At 64.4% G+C, this 18,462-nt stretch carries 18 protein-coding genes; 13 read left to right on the top strand and 5 right to left on the bottom strand.

What is annotated here, in order from left to right; genetic code table 11:
* Window position 1: 1 nt before the first annotated feature.
* The 3 genes from V8683_RS28510 to V8683_RS28500 all read left to right on the top strand — a co-directional run bounded on the left by V8683_RS28510 (window position 2) and on the right by V8683_RS28500 (window position 2,852).
* Window positions 2–316, top strand: a complete 315-nt coding sequence (locus V8683_RS28510) for an AtuA-related protein (protein ID WP_411192288.1) — start codon at window positions 2–4, stop codon at window positions 314–316.
* A gap of 226 nt (window positions 317–542) precedes the next feature.
* Complete coding sequence (locus V8683_RS28505) at window positions 543–1,697, top strand: porin (protein WP_411192289.1); 1,155 nt, start codon at window positions 543–545, stop codon at window positions 1,695–1,697.
* Between the two features lie 147 nt (window positions 1,698–1,844).
* On the top strand, window positions 1,845–2,852 hold the full coding sequence (locus V8683_RS28500; protein WP_411192290.1) for a peptidoglycan DD-metalloendopeptidase family protein: 1,008 nt from the start codon (window positions 1,845–1,847) through the stop codon (window positions 2,850–2,852).
* Between the two features lie 33 nt (window positions 2,853–2,885).
* Here V8683_RS28500 and V8683_RS28495 read toward each other — a convergent pair whose 3' ends face one another.
* Complete coding sequence (locus tag V8683_RS28495) at window positions 2,886–3,479, bottom strand: hypothetical protein (protein ID WP_411192291.1); 594 nt, start codon at window positions 3,477–3,479, stop codon at window positions 2,886–2,888.
* A 108-nt stretch (window positions 3,480–3,587) separates the two neighbouring features.
* Window positions 3,588–4,280 (bottom strand): FadR/GntR family transcriptional regulator, encoded by a 693-nt coding sequence (locus V8683_RS28490; RefSeq protein ID WP_411192292.1) that lies wholly within the window; start codon window positions 4,278–4,280, stop codon window positions 3,588–3,590.
* A 263-nt stretch (window positions 4,281–4,543) separates the two neighbouring features.
* On the opposite strand from V8683_RS28490, the gene V8683_RS28485 reads away from it, so the two are divergent.
* The 3 genes from V8683_RS28485 to V8683_RS28475 are packed head-to-tail and all read left to right on the top strand — an operon-like array spanning window position 4,544 to window position 8,044.
* On the top strand, window positions 4,544–5,566 hold the full coding sequence (locus V8683_RS28485) for a zinc-binding alcohol dehydrogenase family protein (protein WP_411192293.1): 1,023 nt from the start codon (window positions 4,544–4,546) through the stop codon (window positions 5,564–5,566).
* Window positions 5,567–5,579: 13 nt separating this feature from the next.
* Window positions 5,580–6,710 (top strand): mannitol dehydrogenase family protein, encoded by a 1,131-nt coding sequence (locus V8683_RS28480; RefSeq protein ID WP_411192294.1) that lies wholly within the window; start codon window positions 5,580–5,582, stop codon window positions 6,708–6,710.
* 44 nt (window positions 6,711–6,754) lie between these two features.
* Window positions 6,755–8,044, top strand: a complete 1,290-nt coding sequence (locus tag V8683_RS28475) for an MFS transporter (protein ID WP_411192295.1) — start codon at window positions 6,755–6,757, stop codon at window positions 8,042–8,044.
* 48 nt (window positions 8,045–8,092) lie between these two features.
* Here the strand turns inward: V8683_RS28475 and V8683_RS28470 are convergent, their stop codons facing one another.
* The gene (locus V8683_RS28470) at window positions 8,093–11,314 is read right to left on the bottom strand and encodes a sensor domain-containing protein (protein ID WP_462849380.1); all 3,222 of its coding nucleotides are present in this window, start codon (window positions 11,312–11,314) and stop codon (window positions 8,093–8,095) included.
* Between the two features lie 345 nt (window positions 11,315–11,659).
* On the opposite strand from V8683_RS28470, the gene tssD reads away from it, so the two are divergent.
* Genes tssD through V8683_RS28455 form a run of 3 tightly spaced genes read left to right on the top strand, consistent with a single transcriptional unit; the run spans window position 11,660 to window position 12,954 of the window.
* Window positions 11,660–12,142, top strand: coding sequence for a type VI secretion system tube protein TssD (tssD, locus tag V8683_RS28465; RefSeq protein WP_411192297.1), 483 nt, complete (start codon window positions 11,660–11,662; stop codon window positions 12,140–12,142).
* A 12-nt stretch (window positions 12,143–12,154) separates the two neighbouring features.
* On the top strand, window positions 12,155–12,634 hold the full coding sequence (locus V8683_RS28460) for a DUF2778 domain-containing protein (RefSeq protein WP_462849377.1): 480 nt from the start codon (window positions 12,155–12,157) through the stop codon (window positions 12,632–12,634).
* On the top strand, window positions 12,631–12,954 hold the full coding sequence (locus V8683_RS28455; RefSeq protein ID WP_411192299.1) for a hypothetical protein: 324 nt from the start codon (window positions 12,631–12,633) through the stop codon (window positions 12,952–12,954). The genes V8683_RS28460 and V8683_RS28455 overlap by 4 nt, the downstream gene beginning before the upstream one ends.
* 63 nt (window positions 12,955–13,017) lie before the next feature.
* On the opposite strand, the gene V8683_RS28450 is transcribed toward V8683_RS28455, so the two are convergent.
* On the bottom strand, window positions 13,018–13,305 hold the full coding sequence (locus tag V8683_RS28450) for a fatty acid desaturase (RefSeq protein ID WP_411192300.1): 288 nt from the start codon (window positions 13,303–13,305) through the stop codon (window positions 13,018–13,020).
* Window positions 13,306–13,721: 416 nt separating this feature from the next.
* Between V8683_RS28450 and V8683_RS28445 the strand changes: the two genes are divergently transcribed.
* The 4 genes from V8683_RS28445 to V8683_RS28430 are packed head-to-tail and all read left to right on the top strand — an operon-like array spanning window position 13,722 to window position 17,309.
* On the top strand, window positions 13,722–14,798 hold the full coding sequence (locus tag V8683_RS28445; RefSeq protein ID WP_411192301.1) for a fatty acid desaturase family protein: 1,077 nt from the start codon (window positions 13,722–13,724) through the stop codon (window positions 14,796–14,798).
* A gap of 49 nt (window positions 14,799–14,847) precedes the next feature.
* Window positions 14,848–15,156, top strand: a complete 309-nt coding sequence (locus V8683_RS28440) for a non-heme iron oxygenase ferredoxin subunit (protein WP_411192302.1) — start codon at window positions 14,848–14,850, stop codon at window positions 15,154–15,156.
* A 4-nt stretch (window positions 15,157–15,160) separates the two neighbouring features.
* Window positions 15,161–16,393 carry an NAD(P)/FAD-dependent oxidoreductase gene (locus tag V8683_RS28435; RefSeq protein ID WP_411192303.1) on the top strand — a complete coding sequence of 411 codons (1,233 nt, stop codon included), beginning with the start codon at window positions 15,161–15,163 and terminating at the stop codon, window positions 16,391–16,393.
* A gap of 43 nt (window positions 16,394–16,436) precedes the next feature.
* Window positions 16,437–17,309 carry a sugar phosphate isomerase/epimerase family protein gene (locus V8683_RS28430; RefSeq protein ID WP_411192304.1) on the top strand — a complete coding sequence of 291 codons (873 nt, stop codon included), beginning with the start codon at window positions 16,437–16,439 and terminating at the stop codon, window positions 17,307–17,309.
* Window positions 17,310–17,325: 16 nt separating this feature from the next.
* Here V8683_RS28430 and V8683_RS28425 read toward each other — a convergent pair whose 3' ends face one another.
* Entirely contained in the window at window positions 17,326–18,390 is a 1,065-nt protein-coding gene (locus tag V8683_RS28425; RefSeq protein ID WP_462880710.1) for a LacI family DNA-binding transcriptional regulator, read from the bottom strand.
* Window positions 18,391–18,462: the final 72 nt, after the last annotated feature.

The following is an 18,462-nucleotide window of genomic DNA, read 5'->3' as shown; positions in this document are numbered from 1 at the left end:
GATGAAACTACGCGAACTCGCGCATTCGCGCACGGGCGACAAGGGCAATACGCTGAACGTTTCGGTGATCTGCCGCGATCCGAAGCACTACGAACATTTGCGTGAAGCGCTGGGTGCGGAGCGCGTCAAGGCGTGGCTTGCCGATTTCGTGCATGGCGAGGTGGTGCGTTATGAACTGCCGCGACTCGCGGCGTTCAATTTCGTGCTCGGCCAGGCGCTGGGCGGCGGCGTGACGCGCTCGCTCGCCCTCGATGCGCATGGAAAGTCGGTCAGCTCGATCGTGCTCGATCTCGAGATCGAGGCTCCGGCCAACTAACGATACGTCCAGGTCCGTCCTGGCACGGTGCGCCGGATATCCGTAGCCGTTCTGTGCGCAAACTTTGCGCGTGCGCAATAGCTGTCGGAATACACCTTCCGCGTTGTACGCGCACAACCATTCGTTCCCTCGGTGCCGATTATATTTTCGCCCGTCCGGCTGGGGCAACGTTGCCCCGTCGATCTGCAAACCGCAGACGGATGTCGGCCGGGAAACGGGAACGAACATGATGAAACTCAAGCTTCAAAAAACACTGGTTGCTTTCGGTGTACTTGGCGCATTCAGCATCGCAGCGCACGCGCAAAGCAGCGTCACGCTCTATGGTTCGATCGATGCGGGCCTGCTGTATGTCAATAACTGGCAGGGCCACAGCAATTGGGCGGAAAACAGCAGCACGCTGTCGAACACGTATTTCGGTCTGCGCGGTGCTGAAGACCTGGGCGGCGGGACCAAGGCGATCTTCCGGCTCGAGAGCGGTTTCGACCTGACGAATGGCGGTCTCGCCGGCAATGCGCTGTTTAACCGTCAGGCCTACGTCGGCCTCCAGAGCAAGGACTACGGCACGCTCACGCTGGGCCGTCAGTACGATTCCGTGGTCGATTACCTGTCGCCGCTGTCGCTGGCCGGCCAGGCCGGCGGTGTCAACGTCGCGGCGCATCCGCTGAACAACGACAACATCGGCGCCCAGTACTCTATTGCCAATGCGGTCAAGTACGAGAGCATCAATTATTCGGGCTTCCACTTCGGCGCGCTGTACGGTTTCAGCAATCAGGCCGGCGGTTTCGCCAACGGCCGCGCATGGAGTGTCGGCGCCGGCTATTCGAACGGTCCGCTGACGATTGCCGCGGCTTACGATCAGTCGAACGACGACCCCAATGGCGTCGCCAATACGGGTGGCGCGGTCGTGGTTCCGCAAGGCGCGAGCCTGCAGCGCACGTACGGCGTGGGCGCGAACTATGCATTCGGCCCGGGCACGGTCGGCGTGCTCTGGACGCAGACCCAGCTTCAGAATACGAATCTCGCGGGTGCGGACCTTCCCCTCGACGCGCGCTTCGACAACATCGAGCTGAACGGCACCTACGGGCTTACGCCGGCGCTCGCGCTGGTGGGCGAGTACACGTACACCTGGGGTAAGACATCGGGTTCGGGCACGGAATCGAGCAGTCCGAAATGGCATTCGGCAACGCTGGGCGTGGACTATTCGCTCAGCAAGCGCACCGATCTGTATTTTGCTGGCGTGTACCAGCATGCCGCAGGCGACATCTACAACGACGGCCAAGGCTATGTGCTGAGCAACTCGACGTCCATCGCCGATTTGTTGCCGGCGTCGTCGACGCCCAATCAGGTGGGTGTAGCCGCCGGGATGCGTCATCGCTTCTAAATCCGGAATCGGGTCGGCGGGGCGCCGCGCGGCGCCTCTCTGATTACGCCGTACTCTGTGTCGACGGGCGTGCCAGCTACGATTCGCGGCTGGCACGCCCGTTGTGTTTGAAGCCATCTTGCCCGGAGTGCCGGGAAACAGGACGCCATGAAAGGTTTCGCAAGGCTAGCTCTCTCCATCGCCGTACTGATTCACCTCGCCGCCTGTGCGGGGATCGACCGTAGCCGCGAGGAGGCTTTGAACTGGGCAGCCGATGTCGATGTAACGCAGGCGCAGAACGATGTGGCGATCCGCCTGCCGGAAAATGTCCTGTTCGACTTTGGCAGCTCGGATCTGCGCGCCGATACCCGCGCCGCCATCGCTCGTTCGGCCGCGATGGTGGCACGCAGCGACAAGCGGGTCGTGGTCGAAGGCCACACCGACAACGTCGGATCACGCGACGCCAATCTGGCTCTGTCCGACGCCCGTGCCCAGGTCGTCGCAGCGGCACTGGAGCGCGATGGCATTGCCGCCTCCCGCATTACGATTCGCGGCTACGCCTCCGATCATCCGATCGCGGATAACGACACCGAAGAAGGGCGCGCGCAGAATCGCCGGGCGGAAATCAGGATCGTGGACGAGTCGGTCGACAAGGTGCTCGGCCGGGCGCCGAAATGGACGAAATGGCCGAACGGCGATGCGGACAGCGCGGTGTCCCGCGAACGGCAAACAACCGGCGAAGAAAGCGCGTCATCCCGCGAACGGCCCGCGACGCCAGGTCCGGCCGCGCCGGCGGAAAATGGAGCCGCGCGCTTCGTATGGCCGGTACAGGGCCACGTCGCTCAAGCGTTCGTCGAGGGGAAAACGCGCGGGATGCTCATTGCCGGAAACGCGGGCGAGCCCGTGAAGGCCGTGGCGAGCGGTTTCGTGGTCTATGCAGGCAACGCGGTCGAAGCTTATGGGCCGCTTGTCATCGTCCAGCACCGCGACGGATTCGTGACCGCCTACGCGCACAACGGGCGTTTGCTGGTCAAGAGTCGCCAGGTTGTCGCGCAGGGGCAGCCCATTGCAGAAATGGGCGCGGACGCGACGGGCAACGGTATGCTGCAGTTCGAGATCCGCCGCAACGGTCAGCAACTCGATCCCCTGAAGTATCTTCCGCAGCCGGAAAACTGAACCGGCGCGCTTGTCCGGCGCGCTTGTGCGGCTCTATCGCTTTCGCTTCGCGCGTTTGGGCCCGGTTGCGCTGCGCCAGCCCGAAATCGCGACCGCGATCAGCATCGGGCCGCCCAGCAGGGTGATGAGGGTACCGGCCAGGCTGCCTTTCCATGCGCCGTCCGTTACGTCCGTATTCATGACGGCCTGGCCGGAGAACGTTGGAGAGACGCGCAATTGCGTTGTCTCCGGCGCGTTGCAATAACGTGCCTTGATTTCGGCCATCTGCCCGGCAGTGACAATCTCGCGCGGGTTATGGTGCGGATACCGGGGCGCGCCGGGGGGTGTCCAGTTTTCTTCAAGATGCTGCGCCTCGCCGGGTCCGAAGCGCCATCTGGCGGAAAAATCCCAGTAATCATCGTAGCGGCCGCTGCGCAGCGTGGCGTCGCAAGCGTCGAGATGCGCGGTGACGACGGGCCAGTTGCGCGCCAGGAGCATTTTGCTCGTGTCGAAAAGCCCCACCATGCCCGCTATGGACAAGATGGCGCCGAACACGAACAGGATCGCCGACCGAAGCCAGACTCCCTTCTTCGCGAGGCCGCCGGTGCGCGGTGGCGGTGTTGAGGCGCCGGGAGAGGTGCGAGCCATGCGGGTCGTCTATTTGCGGTCGGCACGCCATGCGGAAGACTTGCCGCATCCCAACAGCATGCAGCTCATCGCGCATAAGGTGGCTAAGGCTTTCATCTGGCTCCTGGTTCAGCCGCGCCGCGCCATCACGCGTTCGAGCGAAATCTTCAAGTGCCGCTGCATCGCGGCCTGCGCCTGGATCGCGTCGCGCGCTTCGAGCGCTTCCAGGATGTCGCGATGCTCGGCAAGCGCCGCGAGCCACGTCGTCTCGCTCTCGAAGTGGTCGCGCAGCTTCGAGGAAAGCGGGGTATGGCGCTTGTCGTACAGCGTTCCCACGGTTTGCACGAGGATCTCGTTGCCCGTCATCTGCGCGATCGCGACATGGAACGCGCGGTCTTCCGCTTCCGGAATGTGCCCGGCGTGGACTTCGCGCTCCATCGCGTTGTAAATCGCGCGCAGTGCTTTCAGAATCCTGGGCGTGCAGAACGCCGCGACGCTTCCCGCAATCGCGCCTTCCAGCACGGCGCGCGCGTTCATGACGTCGACGAGGCTGTCGCCCAGTTCTTCCTCGGCCGGCGCGGCATGCGGGGCCGCCGCGCACACGTAAACGCCGGACCCCATGCGGATTTCCACGCGCCCCTCCAGCTCCAGCACCACCAGCGCCTCGCGCACCGAAGGCCGCGATACGCCGAGCCGCTCGGCCAGCGCGCGCTCGGAAGGCAGACGCCCGTGGCTCGCGAAGTCCGGCTCGGCGATCAGCGCGCGCAGCTTGTCGGCGATCTGCAGGTAGAGGCGGCGGGATTCGGCGGGTTTGGCGACCACGAGGGTTCCTGTCGTTGGGTGCTGCCGTTGTGTGATGCCGCGGGCCTTGCGCGGCCCGAAAGCGGGGAGCCGCGATTGTAAATCGAAGCGGCCGTGGCCCAGCCTGTGCGCGTGCGCCGCGGCCCGGACCCCCGGGTAAAGGTGGCTTGACCAATTCTATTATGGCTTGTATTTTCGCAACTGGTCAGGCCACTCTAGAGCGAGTGGCCGGCGCGCGTCGCGTTCCAGGACGCGCGTTTCTTCGCACGCAGCCCAACCCTCCCATGAAAACCGTCATCTGCGAACAACCGGGCCGGCTCGAAGTCGTCGAACGGCCCAAGCCCGAGGCCGCCCCCGGCGATGTGCTGATCCGCGTGAAGCGCATCGGCGTCTGCGGCACCGACCTGCACATCTTCACGGGCAACCAGCCCTATCTGTCGTATCCGCGCGTGATGGGCCACGAGCTCTCCGGCGTCGTCGAGTCGGCGCCGCCCGGCGCGCGCGTGAAGGCGGGCGATGCCGTCTACGTGATGCCTTACCTTTCGTGCGGACGCTGCGTGGCGTGCCGCGCGGGCAAGACCAACTGCTGCACGAACATTCGCGTGCTGGGCGTGCACGCGGACGGCGGCATGGCCGAATACCTCGCGGTTCCGCACGAGTTCGTGTTCCCGGCGCATGGCGTGTCGCTCGACCAGGCCGCGATGATCGAATTTCTCGCCATCGGCGCGCACGCGGTGGCGCGGGCCGACGTGCAGGCCGGCGCGCGCGTGCTCGTGGTCGGCGCGGGGCCGATCGGCATGGCGGCCCTGATCTTCGCCAGGCTGCGCGGCGCGCGCGTCGTAGTGCTCGACGCTCGCGTGGACCGGCTGGCGGTCTGCAAGGCGTCGCTAGGGGCCGACAGCACGGTGACGCTCGATACGTCGGGCGCAGGCGCCGACGCACGGGCGCTCGGCGAGTGGACGGACGGTGAATACTTCGACGTCGTGTTCGACGCCACGGGCAACGCGGGCGCGATGGAGCGCGGCCTCGAATTCGTCGCGCATGGCGGCAAGTACGTGCTGATCTCGATCGTCAATGCGCGCATTGGCTTCTCCGATCCGGAGTTCCACAAGCGCGAGACGACGCTGCTCGCGAGCCGCAACGCGACGCCCGCCGATTTCGAGACCGTGCTCGACGCCATGCGTGCGGGCAAGATTCCCACTGACGTGCTGAACACGCACCGGCTCGAACTCGATACGTTGCCCGAAACGTTCCCTGGGCTGCTCGCGCCCGAGGCCGGGGTGATCAAGGCGCTCGTCGCCTGCTGAAAGGGAATACAGCATGGGACAACCGATTTTGCAGTTCGGCACGAGCCGCTTTCTCCAGGCGCATGCCGATCTGTTCGTGTCCGAAGCGCTGCGCGAAGGGCGCGCGCTCGGGCGCATCACGGTCGTGCAGACCACCTCGAATCCCGAGAGCCGCTCGCGCATCGAGGCGTTGCGCGAACGCGGCCGCTACCCCGTGCGGATTCGCGGCGTGCGGCACGAGACGACGATCGACGAGACCCGCGAGTGCGATGCGATTGCCGAAGCGCTCGACGCGAACCTCGATTGGTCCGCCGTGCGCGAGCGTTTCGCGCACGATGCGCGTGTGGTGATCTCGAACACAGGCGACACGGGCTATGCGCGCTATCCGGAAGACAGCGCCGATCTGCTCGCGCCTGGCGCACGCGTGCCGCGTGGTTTCGTCGCGAAACTAGCGGTGTTGCTGAAGGCCCGCTACGATGCCGGCGCCGAGCCGCTCACGCTGTATCCCTGCGAACTCGTGACGCGCAATGGCGACACGTTGCGCGCGCTCGTCGCGCAGCTCGCGCGCGAGTGGAACGCCGCGCCGGGCTTCGTCGAGTATGTCGAGCACGGCTGCATGTGGGTGAACTCGCTGGTGGACCGGATCGTGTCCGAGCCGATCGCGCCCGTGGGAGCCATTGCGGAGCCCTACGCGCTCTGGGCGATCGAGCGGCAAGCGGGCATGGTGCTGCCGTGCGAACACGAGTCGATCGTCGTGACCGACGATCTCGACCACTATGTACGGCTCAAGCTGCTGTTGCTGAACCTGGGGCACACGTATCTCGCCGAGCGTTGGCTCGCGGAGGGGCGGGCGGCCGACGAGAACACGCTGCACGCGATGCGCGACCCGGCGATGCGCGGCGAGCTCGAAGCGCTGTGGCGCGAGGAAGTGGTGCCGGTATTCGACGCACTAGGCAAGGGCGACGCGGCGCGCGCCTATCTCGACGAACTGCGCGAGCGCTTCGGCAATCCCTTCCTCGATCACCGGCTGGCCGACATCGCCCGCAATCACGAGGAAAAGAAGGCGCGGCGTTTCGCGCCCGTCATCGATCTGGCACGCGAGCTAGGTCTCGAGCTGGCGCAGCCGCGCTTGCGTGCGGCGGTCGCTGCGCGTGCGCCCGCCTGAAGGACAGCATCCCGGCAACGATACCCCTGAGAGGAGACAGCTCCATGAGGAAGATGCGTTGGGTAGTCGTGTTTCTGAGCTTTCTGGCCATCGCGGTCAATTACATCGACCGGGCGAACCTCGCCGTTGCCGCGCCGCAGATCGAGAAGGCGCTCGGCATCGGCCCGGCCGACATGGGCCTCTTGCTGAGCGGATTCTTCTGGACTTATGCGCTCATGCAGATGCCGTTCGGCTGGTTCGTGGATCGCGTCGGCGCGCGCATTGCGCTGCCGCTGGCAGTCGGCTGGTGGTCGGTGTTCACGGCGACGACGGCCTTCGCGACGAGCGTGGTGGGGATGTTCGGCTGCCGGCTTCTGCTCGGCATGGGCGAGGCGGGCGCCTATCCGTCGTGCGCGAAGCTCGTGAGCCAGTGGTTTCGCCGCGAGGAACGCGCGATCGCAACGAGCATCTTCGATAGCGGCTCGCGCGTGGGCTCCGCGCTGTCGATTCCCGTCGTCGCGCTGATCGTCGGCACGCTCGGCTGGCGGGCCGCGTTCGTCATCACGGGTCTGTTGGGCGTGGTGTGGGTGATCGGCTGGTTCGCGATCTACCGCGCGCCCGCGCACGGCGACATGACGGGCGAGCCCGACGCGGCTCCCGCGCCGCAACGCAATGCCCGCGAAAATGGCGGCGTGACCTGGGCGTCGCTGTTCCGCTACCGCACGCTGTGGGGGATGATGCTCGGCTTCTTTTGCCTGAACTTCGTCATCTACTTTTTCATCACCTGGTTCCCGAGCTATCTCGTGCAGACGCGCGGCTTCTCGCTGAAGTCGCTCGGTTCGCTCGGGATGATTCCGGCGCTGATCTCGATTCCGGGCGGCTGGCTGGGCGGCTGGGCCTCGGACGCGCTCGTGCGCCGCGGCTGGAGCCTCACCGCGGCGCGCAAGACCTGCATGGTGGGCGGCATGCTGGCCTCGTCGGCGATCACGCTTTCGGCCTTCACGTCGGACACCTGGCTCATGCTCGCGTGCTTCGGCATTTCGTACGGCAGCCTTGCGTTCGCCGCCGCAAGCATCTGGGCGCTGCCGGCCGACGTCGCGCCGACGCCGGGCCACGTCGCTTCGATAGGCGGGATCCAGAACTTTGCCTCGAACATCGCCGGTATCGTCATCACGACGTTCACCGGCGCGATGGTGGCGTTGACGAAGGGCTCGTTCACGATTCCACTCGTGGTTGCGGGCGGTTTTTGCGTGCTCGGCGCGTTCAGCTATCTCGTGATCGTCGGCCGGATCGAACCGTTGCCGGTCAAGCACGCGCAGGACGAGCTACCCGGAACCACGCGTTCGTCTATCTGAGCAATACGGTTAGGATGCCTTAACGTGAGCGGGCGGCGGTGAACGGCGTCAGTCGGCGGGACCCGGCTGAGCCGCCGTCGGTTCAGCGCTCAGGAACCGGGCGATGGAGTGGCCGCTGATCGCGCGGCTATAGAGAAAGCCCTGCGCCTGGGTGCAGCCGTTCTCCAGCAGGAAGTCGCGATGGCGGCGGGTCTCCACGCCTTCGGCGATCAGCTCGAAATTGAAGGCCTTCGCCACGGCGATGACCGCAAGCGTGATCGCTTCCATTTCCGGGTCCTGACCGATTTCCTTCACGAACGCACGGTCGATCTTGAGGCGGTCCACGCGGAAGCGTTTCAGGTAGCTCAGGCTCGAATAGCCGGTGCCGAAGTCGTCGATGGCGATGCGCACGCCCAGGTCGCGCAGGCTGGCGAGAATCTTCGCCGCATGTTCAGGATGGCGTATCAGTGCGCCCTCCGTCACTTCGAGCTCCAGCAGCTCGGGGACGAGACCCGAATCGCCGAGCGCGCGGCGCACCTGATCGACGAGGTCGGAGTGTTCGAGCTGCAGCGGCGAGACATTGACCGAAACGCGCAGGCGGCTACCCGGCATGGCGTTCCACCGCGCCCCTTCGTTGCAGGCTTCGCGCAGGACCCATTCGCCAATCGCGCGGATGAGGCCGGTGTCCTCCGCGAGGGGAATGAACACCGCCGGCGAGACCTCGCCGAGTTCGGAGTCGGTCCAGCGCAGGAGCGCTTCGGCGCCGACCATGCCGCCGCTTGCCATGTCGAACTGCGGCTGGTACATCACGTTGAGCTCGCTGTTCTTGAACGCGCGGCGCAATCGCGTCGAAACGCGCAGGCGCGACGCCGCGGCCTCGCTTAGTTCCGGACGATAGAACTGGTACTGGTTTCGTCCATTGTGCTTCGCGAGATACATGGCGGCGTCGGCGTTGCGGATCAGCGTGTCGGCGTCGGCGCCGTCGGTGGGAAAGACGCTGATGCCCATGCTCGCTTCGATGAAAAGCTCGTGAGCGGAAATCCGCACGGGCTCCGTCATGACGACGAGCAGCTCGTCCAGTAACGCGGCGACCTCACTGCGCGAAATGCCCTCGGTCACCACCATGAATTCGTCGCCGCCGTAGCGCGCGACCGTGCCGCTGCCGCCGATCATGCGTTCGAGACGCCTTGCGATCTGGCCCAGCAGCGCGTCGCCGATGCGATGACCCAGCGAGTCGTTGACTTCCTTGAAATGATCGAGGTCCAGGAAGATGACGGCGACAGGGTCGCCCGAGCGCGCCGCGCGCTGCAGCGCCGCGGCGAGCTTGTCATCCAGTTGCTTGCGGTTCGGCAGGCCGGTGAGCGTATCGTACTGGGCCTGGCGTTCGAGTTCGGCCTGATAGCGGATCACGGCGGTCACGTCGCTCATGATGGCGACGTGATGCGTGACCTTGCCGTTCGGCGCGGGCACCGGCGCGACCAGCATGTTGATCCAGTAGACGTCGCCATCGCGATGCCGGCATTGCAGCGTGAGGTTCGCGTCGGCGTCGGACTGCAGCGCGGCGTGGACTTCGGCCCAGCCGCTTGCTGCCTCGTTTGCCGTTTCGCTGGCGGCTGTGCTTGTTATCGCGCTTGTTACCGCGCTTGTTACGGCATTTGCCGCTGCATGGCCCGCGCCATCGGGCGTGTCGCGCACCGCGAAGAGCGTGCCGAAGTCCTTGCCCGCAACCTCTTCGAATCGCAGGCCCGTCAGCTTTTCGAACGCGCGGTTGACGTACCTGACGGGGTGCGCGTGCTCCTTTGCCTGGGCGATGACGATCCCGCTGATACTCGCGTCGAGCGCGCGGCCCTGCAGACGCAGCGCCAACTGCGACTCGCGCGTCGCCGTGATGTTTTCGTAGGCGGTCAGCACGCCCACGCCGGTGCCCGACGGGTCGATCAACGGCAGCTTCGTTTCGGCGATCCAGACGGTGCTGCCGTCCACGGCAATGGCCTCGCGTTCGATGCGCTTCTTCACGAGTTCGCCGGTCATGATCCGGATGTCTTCCGCGCGCACCGCGGCCGGATCGTCGCCCCAGCGCAACTGGTCGTCGGTCAGCCCGACGAGCGCCTTGCGCGAGACCAGTCCCGCGTCTTTCGCATAGATCTCGTTGCCGCCTGCGTAGCGGTGCGAAGAATCTTTCCAGGCAATGCCGGTGGGAATATTGTCGAGCACATATTCGAGCATCTGCATCGAGCGGAACAGCTCGGCCTGCGCGGCGAGCTCTTTCGTCATGTCCTCCATGACGCATAGCGTCGCACGCCGGCCGTCGAGTTCCGTGTGCAGATGAAAGACCGCCATCGAAAGCATTTCGCCCTGCTTCGTGCGGTGAGACCAGATGCCGGCCATGCCGTCCTGCAGCCCCCGGGCCTGCGGAACCGTGGCGCCGTGCAACGGGGTCTCGCCGGTGCGGATATCGTCGAGCGTCATGCGCAGCATTTCGTCGGCGCGATATCCCATGGCCTCGACGGCCATATCGTTGACGGCGACGATGCGGCCCGATTCGTCGTCGACGATCCAGATCGGCAGCGGGTTACGCACGAAGAGGCGCTGGTACTTCTCGCGGTTGGAGTCGGCGGTACGCAAGGCCACGCGCAGCGACTTCGTGATGCGTCCGTTGCGGTACAGGAGCGCGAGCAGCATGAGGGCCGCGGCGAGACCCGAGCCGAGCAGCAGGTCGGAGACCACTTCCGCGTCGTGCGAAGCCTTGCTGACCGAGGTGTCGAGATGTTCGTCCTCGGCCATGCGCACTTCGCCGATCTTCTGCATGGTCTGGAAGAAGCGGGCGTCGAGCTCCCCGAGCTTGGGCGCGCCGATCGTCACGCTGCCTGGCTTGAGCAGCGCGCGCATGGCCAACTCGTTACTGAGCTTGCCGAGGTGCCGGATCATGTCCTTCAGTTCGTCGAGCAGGGCAATGCAGCGCGATTCGCTGCCGCAGGATTGTTGCGCCGCGCTCGCGTAATCGAGCAGTGCCGGCAGCGGATAGATGTAGGCAGAGGCCGGCCGTCTGAAGAAAGGCCGCATGCCGACCACGGTATAGAGCTGTTCGTGTTCGTCGAGCAGCGCGTCCTGGAGCGCGTCGAGATTGCGCTTGAGGAGCGCCACGGATTGCTGCTGGCCGAGCGTGTGGTTCTGTTCCTGCGTTTGACGCAGCGCGAGCGTCGTATTGAGCCCGATGGCGGCCAGAATGGCGGCGACGGCGAGCCCGGTGACGAGCCGCGTGCGCAACCTGCCGGAAAGCGCGGCGCTCACGTCCCTGAACGTCGGGCCATGCGCGTCTTTGCTCCTGTTATCTGGTGCACCGCGTGCTTTCATTGCCTGGCCCCGCCCTTGCATGCACAGGGCATAACGGCAGGGCTACCGGAGAACTTGAGGGTGCAACCCCGCGCGGGTGTAGAGGGTTTCTACGGCTTGTCGCATGCTTGTGTGTCATTGGGATGTAATAGAGCCGTTGTTGTTCGCGCGCCTTTCATCCGTGTCTGATAGTCCCTGCTTTCGTCCCATGCTGATATTGCCTGTCAGGGCGAAATCTTTGCCCGGATTGTCACCGGTTGCGTTACCGGCAGACACGTTCAAACCATCAACGGAGGCTTCGCAATGGCAGTTCCTTTGCATCTATGGTTGAAAGATGATGGCGGCGCGGACATTCCTGGGTCCAGCGAGGTTTTGGGCCGCGAAGGCAGCATCGAAGTTTTGAGTCTGTCGCACGGCCTGAATATGCCTGCGGACGGTCAAACTGGAAAGTTGATGGGCACGCGCACGCATCGCCCACTCACCATCGAAAAGGAAATCGATCGTTCGTCCGCGCTTCTTTATCGAGCCGTAGCATGCGGGCTAACGTTGCAGTCTGGAGAGTTGAGGTTCTATCGGACGAACGAGGCGGGGCTAGAAGAGGTTTACTTTATCATTCTTATGAAAAACGTGAAGGTCGTTGGAATTTCTCCGCGAGTTCTGAATATCAAGGAGGCCACAAATCAGCATCGAAATCACTTTGAAGTGGTGGAATTTCGCTATGAGGAAATTACGTGGAATTACACCGAGGGCAACATGATATTCAAAGATTCCTGGAACTACTTCTAAGGGATCGACACTATGCCTGTCTTTTGTACCTTCACACTCAATAATCGGGAAATGTCTACGCTCGTTTGCTCTGGCTACGGCGCAGTAGACGCCTATTCTGGACACGACAGGGGCCGCGATAGTCCAGTTGATGTCGCCGACGTTGGTGTCGGGGCTATCCCGCCCGGCACGTACTATATCGTTGACCGTCAATCAGGCGGGCGTATGGGCTGGCTTCGCGATATGCTTGGTCCCTTTGTCGGTACGACCGATCGGCGTTTATGGTTTATGCTTTGGAACCCCTACACCGGAGATAGCACGATGATCAACGGTATCAGGCGCGGGAATTTCCGGCTGCATCCAGACGGGCCACACCATGAAAGCGATGGCTGTATCACGGTTAAAAATCCGGCTGAGTTCGACCGGCTTCAACATCATATCCGCCAGCACGCCCCGGATCTGCCCGTGCCGGGTAGCGACATGAAAGCGTACGGCCAGGTTGATGTGCGATGAAGCGATTAGCATTCGTCGGTTGGTGCATTGGGTCGCTTGGTCTATGGCTTGCCATGGTTTTCTTTATTGGTCATTTTATTTTGTCTCATATCTGGTATGAAATTCCCATCAATTTTTACCAGATAACGAATGATTTTGCGCTATGGGTGGTGCGTAAATTCAAACCAGGCTATGACCCCGGAGTGTTACAAATGGATGACCCCGGACTCCTGGTCCTGGTTATTGCAACAGGGTTGATTTGCGCCGCCATTGTTATACCCGTTGGCACCTTTGGATGGCGGCGATTCAGTGCAAGACGCGCACCACGGGAATCCAGGTAACCTGGGACTTGGCCCCGCTTCGGCGGGGCCTTTCATTCGAATTTCAATGCGCCAGCCTGCCGCTCATATAACCACGCTTCCCTGCTTCCCAGGCGGCAACTCACGCACGACCACATATTCAGGATCGCGCTGCTGCTTTGCGAAGATCGTGAGAATCTCCCGCCACGCGGGCCACAGGCCGGAGTAAGGCACGGGCATCTGCGCAGCCACGGTCTCATGAAATTTCGGCAGCGCGTGGAATGGCACACTGGGGAACATGTGACGTTCGACGTGATAGTTCATGTTCCAGTAAAGAAAACGCACGACAGGATTTAGCTTCACGGTGCGGCTCGAGACGCGATGGTCGAGCACGTTCTCCTTGAGGCCTGTGTTGCGTGAGGGCGCAGAGTTCGTGCAGCCAGGTGCCGTAAGCGCGCGCCAAAAAGAGAAACAGCACCGGCAGCCAGCTATGTGCGAGGATCGCCCAGACGAAGATGGCCCCGTAGCAGGCGAGCAGGATGCGCGAGTTTTCGCACATCTTCTTGTACTCCTTCTCCGGCATTACAACCGGGGCACGCCTTCCTGGCTGCCGCTACAAACTCCAATCTCGATCTACCTTCGGGAGAACCTGCCGCCGGAACACTGAAGACTGCGCGCCCCAGCCAATTTGACGAGATTTCGTCAACGTTTCCGTTGAGCGATCCGTTCGCCGCGCTTATTTTTGATCTCGAGAGCAGATGAACTGACGGGCCGGGCAACCCACGGCGAACCGGATCAAGGAGACAGCGGTGTCGAACACGCAAACAGGCTCGCGCGAGGCGTCCGCCTTCGCGGGGCATCAGGCTTACCGGCTGATAGGCGGTGCGGGCGAGGCGGCGCGCGCCGCGGGCCTCGTCAATGCCGAGTGGTACAAGTGCCCCGTGCCGCGGGCCACCATGAAGGCCTTGATGCAGCGCGACGACGCGCGCGCGATTCGCGACACGCTGATCTGGTACGCGGCGATCGTGGCGAGCGGCGTGCTCGCGGGATTCGCGTGGCATGCGCATTCGCTGTGGGCCATCCCCGCCTTCTTCCTGTATGGCACGCTCTATTGCAGCCCGGCCGACTCGCGCTGGCACGAGTGCGGGCACGGCACGGCGTTCAAGACGCGCTGGATGAACGACGTGGTTTATCAGCTCGCCTCGTTCCAGGTCTTCCGGCGCCCCACGGTCTGGCGCTGGAGTCACGCGCGGCATCATACCGATACGCTGGTGGTCGGCCGCGATCCCGAGATCGGCGCGCCGCGCCCGACGGATTGGTTCGCCATCCTGCTCAACGTCTTCGCGATCAAGCATGTCGCGAACGAAGTGCCGAAGATCGTTTCCGCGGCCTTCGGCAACGTCGGTGCGGAAGAGAAAACCTTCATACCCGAATCCGAGTGGCCGAAGGTCGTGCGCGAAGCGCGCCTCACGCTCCTCGTTTATGCGGCCGTGGTGGCCGCCTGCATCGGCTTCCATTCGGTGCTGCCGCTCCTGTATATCGGCTTGCCCAGTCTCTATGGCGCGTGGCTCTACCTCTATTTCGGCCTCACGCAGCACGCGGGGCTGCCGGAGAACGTCCTCGACCACCGCAAGAACTGTCGCACGGTCATGATGAATCCCGTGTTCCGCTTCCTCTACTGGAACATGAACTACCACATCGAACATCACATGTTCCCGATGATCCCGTTCCATGCGCTGCCGCGGCTGCACGAGTTCGTCAGGGCGGACATGCCGCCTGCCTATTCGAGCAGCCTGGCCGCCTACGCCGAGATCATCCCCGCGCTCGTGCGGCAGACGCGCAACCCCGAATATCACGTCACGCGGCCAGTGCCGGGCATTAGCTGAGAGACGAAGCAGTCCTGAACATATCGATAACGAATCGAGGAGACACGACATGACGCAATGGATCGACGCAGCCGCGCTGGACGAGATCGAGGACGAGGACGTCATGCGCTTCGATCACGGCGGCCAGACCTATGCCCTTTATCGCGTGGACGGCGACGTCTACGCGAGCGACGGGCTCTGCACGCACGAGCACGTACACCTGTGCGACGGCCTCGTGATGGGCCACACGATCGAATGCCCGAAGCACAACGGCCGCTTCGACATCCGCGACGGACGGGCGCTCTGTGCGCCCGTATGCGAAAAGCTCAAGATTTATCCGGCCAGGGTAGAGGCCGGACGCATCTTCATCGAGATCTGACGCCATGGGCAGCGAACGCGTAATGGCTATCGTGGGTGCGGGTCACGTGGGCGGCCGCGCTGCGCAAACCCTGCGCGAGGCGGGCTGGGACGGCCGCATCGTGCTGATCGGCGCGGAGCCGTATTTGCCGTACGAGCGGCCGCCGCTCTCGAAAGCCGTGCTGACGGGCGAACGCGAACCGGGCCAATGCGGCCTGCGTGCACCGCAAGCGTGGCGCGAGGACCAGATCGAGCACCGGGTTGCGACGGTGCGCTCGCTGGACCCTGCCGCGCGCACGCTGCATCTGGATGATGGCGCAACGATCGTCTACGAGGCGCTGCTGCTGGCAACTGGCGGTCATGCGCGGCGCCTTTCGGTGCCGGGCGCATCCGGCGCGCGCGTGCAATGCCTGCGCACGCTGGACGACGCTGCGGCGATCGGACCGGGGCTCGCGCCGGGGGCATGCGTTGTCGTGGTGGGCGGCGGCTTCATCGGCCTCGAAGTGGCGGCCTCGGCCCGCGCGCGCGGATGCGAGGTGACGGTGGTGGAGGGCGGCGTGCGCCTGCTCGGACGTGCCGTGCCGGCCGCGATCGCCGCGCGCGCTCATGCGCTGCACGAGCGCAACGGCGTGCGGATCCTGTTGAATTCCGCACCGCGTGCGTTCGAGCCGCGCGATGACGGAGGGCTTGCCGTGGTGCTGGAAGACGGCCAGGTGCTGCGTGCGGATACGGTGGTGGTCGGTATCGGCATCGAGCCGGCCGACGAGTTGGCGCGGGCGGCCGGACTGGCTATCGAGCGCGGGATTCTCGTTGACGAAATGCTCCAGACTTCGGCGCCCGGCATCTACGCGGCGGGCGATGTCGCCGTGTTTCCCAGCCGGTTCGGCGCGCATCGCATTCGCCAGGAGACCTGGCACAACGCGGAAACCCAGGCGCGCGTCGCGGCGCGCAACATGCTGGGCGCGCAGGAGGCGTACCGCGAAACGCCCTGGTTCTGGTCCGACCAATACGACCATCAACTGCAGGTGGCAGGCGAGCCTGCGCTTGGGCAGCGCACGATCGTGCGTGCGATAAACGGCAACGGGGAGATCTATTTCGATCTGGATGTCGAAGGAAAGCTGGTTGGCGCGAGCGGCTTCGGCCCGGCGAGCGGTTTCGCGAAGGAAATGCGGCTCGCGCGAATGCTGGTCGAGCGCGGTGGCGCGCACGACCCCGAGCAACTGGCCAATCCCGAAGTCAAGCTCAAGAGCCTGCTCTAAACGCAGTACCCCTGCGACTCGCTACCCCCGCCGCAACGGAGACATGATGGCGCAACGACTGCAGGTGTTCCAGTCCCTCTGGGCAATGGAACGCCGCCATACCGATGGCTACGAGCGCTCGCTCGAAGAAAACGTGCGGATGATTGCCGAAGCCGGTTTTGACGGTGTCAGCGCGCACTGCACGAAGCGCGAAGACGTGAAGCGGCTGGCCGAATTGCGCAAGGCCTACGGGCTGGCGGCGGAAGGGCAATGCTTTCCCGCCACCATCGACGATCTGCAGCCCGTGCTCGAACTGGCGACCGAGTTTGGTTTGCACCATGTCGATCTGCAACCCGACGTGCGTCCGCGCACCCTCAAGGAAGCCCTGGTCCTGGTGGATGGCTGGCGGCGTCTTGCGGAGCAGGTGGACATGCCCGTCTACATCGAGACACATCGCGACCGCCTGACCACGGACCTCTACTTCACACTCGATCTGCTCGATGCGCGTCCCGATCTCCCGCTGCTCGGAGATCTTTCGCATTACCTCGTCGGGCGCGAGTTCGCGTGGCCCGTCTCGCAGGAGAATCATGCGCTGATCCAGCGGATTCTCGACAATTCCTGGGCCTTTCACGGCCGCGTGGCGAGCCGCGAGCAGGTGCAGATCGAAATCTCGTTCGCGCCGCACCGGAAGTGGGTGGATCTGTTTCTCGACTGGTGGCGCTATGGCTTTCGCTCGTGGCGCCGACGTGCGGGCGAGAACGACACGCTCGCCTTCACCTGCGAACTCGGGCCGCAGCCGTACGCCATCGTCGGCCGGGACGGCAACGACACCACCGACCGCTGGGCCGAATCGCTGCTGATGCGGGACTGGATACGCGAACTGTGGAGCGAACTGGACACTCTGGCGCCGGCGTCGGGCGAGCGAGCAGCGGTGTGAACCTGCCTGGCAGGACTTAGCTTCTTGCGACCAGATAAGGGTCGCGCCGCACGTTCGCCGAGCAGAAAATGCGGAACTCCACCGGTCCCGGCGGCGCGGGGGTTTCCACCACGCCGCACGCGTTCAGGACGTGCTGCAAGGCGGAGATGATCTGTCCGTCCGGGTCCTGGTCGATCGCAATGTCCATCGTGCCCTGCTCGATGTACTGGCGGTGCAGGTCGAGCATCTCGTGCCCGGCCCAGACCACGTGCCCGGTTGCCCCCACCTTGCGTAACGCCGCCTCGATGCCTGCCGACGCATAGCCGCTGTTGTAAATGCCGGCCACGTCGCCGCGCTTGAGCTCCTTCAGGACCGCGCGGTGACAGCGGTCCGCATCGTCGAAATGCTCCATCGCCTCGCCGTCGCAGATCAGGTCGGGAAACGCCTCGGCCAACTGTGCCCGGCAGCCGCTGATGCGGTCCACGTGCGCGCGATAGTCCTTGCGCGAACACACGAGCAGAATCCGGCCGGGCCCCTTCGCGAGGCGTCCGAGCAAGTAGCCCGCCGTGCGGCCTGCGCTCACGTTGTCGATGCCGGCGTAATGAATTCGTTCGACCTCCGCAATATCGGTCACCATCGTGACCACGGGTTCGCCCCGCGCGATCACCGTGCGCAGCGCCTCGCGCACGGCAGCCGTGTCGCGCGTCGTGACGATCAAACCGGCGCGCTTGTAGTTCGGGCGCAGGATGGCGCGCGTGATCACGTCGTCGTCGGCTTCCGGGAGGATCTGGCGATGCAGGACGATGCGCCGGTCGAGCATTTGCATCGAGCGCTCGAGCCCTTGCGCCACGCGCTGAAAGAACGGCGTGGCGTTTTGCGGCAGCAGGACGTCGATATGCACGAGGCCATGGCTCGTGGCCGGCAGGACGCGCGGCACGCCAAGCTGCCGCGCCGCCGCCACGACGCGTGCGCGCATGGCCGCGGAGACGCTGCCGCGCTCGTTCAGCACGCGATCGACGGTGGCGGGACTGACGCCCGCCGCTTCGGCAATATCGGCGAACCGCGCGCCGCGGTTGGGGCGGGGGGCGGGGGGGTCGGGCATGGAGTGTGTCCGGCCTGTCTCTTTTACCCCTATCCGCGCCCACGAGCCTCCCTTGCCGCGGGCGTTTGGCGG

It is taken from the genome of Paraburkholderia sp. AV2 (assembly GCF_054968425.1).
This window is presented reverse-complemented; position numbering and strand designations above follow the sequence as displayed.

Bases quoted from the DNA above. Each gene is read 5' to 3' on its own strand.
- V8683_RS28510 (WP_411192288.1), top strand. From the start codon at position 2: ATGAAACTACGCGAACTCGCGCATTCGCGCACGGGCGACAAGGGCAAT.
- V8683_RS28505 (WP_411192289.1), top strand. From the start codon at position 543: ATGATGAAACTCAAGCTTCAAAAAACACTGGTTGCTTTCGGTGTACTT.
- V8683_RS28500 (WP_411192290.1), top strand. From the start codon at position 1,845: ATGAAAGGTTTCGCAAGGCTAGCTCTCTCCATCGCCGTACTGATTCAC.
- V8683_RS28495 (WP_411192291.1), bottom strand. From the start codon at position 3,479: ATGGCTCGCACCTCTCCCGGCGCCTCAACACCGCCACCGCGCACCGGC.
- V8683_RS28485 (WP_411192293.1), top strand. From the start codon at position 4,544: ATGAAAACCGTCATCTGCGAACAACCGGGCCGGCTCGAAGTCGTCGAA.
- V8683_RS28480 (WP_411192294.1), top strand. From the start codon at position 5,580: ATGGGACAACCGATTTTGCAGTTCGGCACGAGCCGCTTTCTCCAGGCG.
- V8683_RS28475 (WP_411192295.1), top strand. From the start codon at position 6,755: ATGAGGAAGATGCGTTGGGTAGTCGTGTTTCTGAGCTTTCTGGCCATC.
- tssD (WP_411192297.1), top strand. From the start codon at position 11,660: ATGGCAGTTCCTTTGCATCTATGGTTGAAAGATGATGGCGGCGCGGAC.
- V8683_RS28460 (WP_462849377.1), top strand. From the start codon at position 12,155: ATGCCTGTCTTTTGTACCTTCACACTCAATAATCGGGAAATGTCTACG.
- V8683_RS28455 (WP_411192299.1), top strand. From the start codon at position 12,631: ATGAAGCGATTAGCATTCGTCGGTTGGTGCATTGGGTCGCTTGGTCTA.
- V8683_RS28440 (WP_411192302.1), top strand. From the start codon at position 14,848: ATGACGCAATGGATCGACGCAGCCGCGCTGGACGAGATCGAGGACGAG.
- V8683_RS28435 (WP_411192303.1), top strand. From the start codon at position 15,161: ATGGGCAGCGAACGCGTAATGGCTATCGTGGGTGCGGGTCACGTGGGC.
- V8683_RS28430 (WP_411192304.1), top strand. From the start codon at position 16,437: ATGATGGCGCAACGACTGCAGGTGTTCCAGTCCCTCTGGGCAATGGAA.
- V8683_RS28425 (WP_462880710.1), bottom strand. From the start codon at position 18,390: ATGCCCGACCCCCCCGCCCCCCGCCCCAACCGCGGCGCGCGGTTCGCC.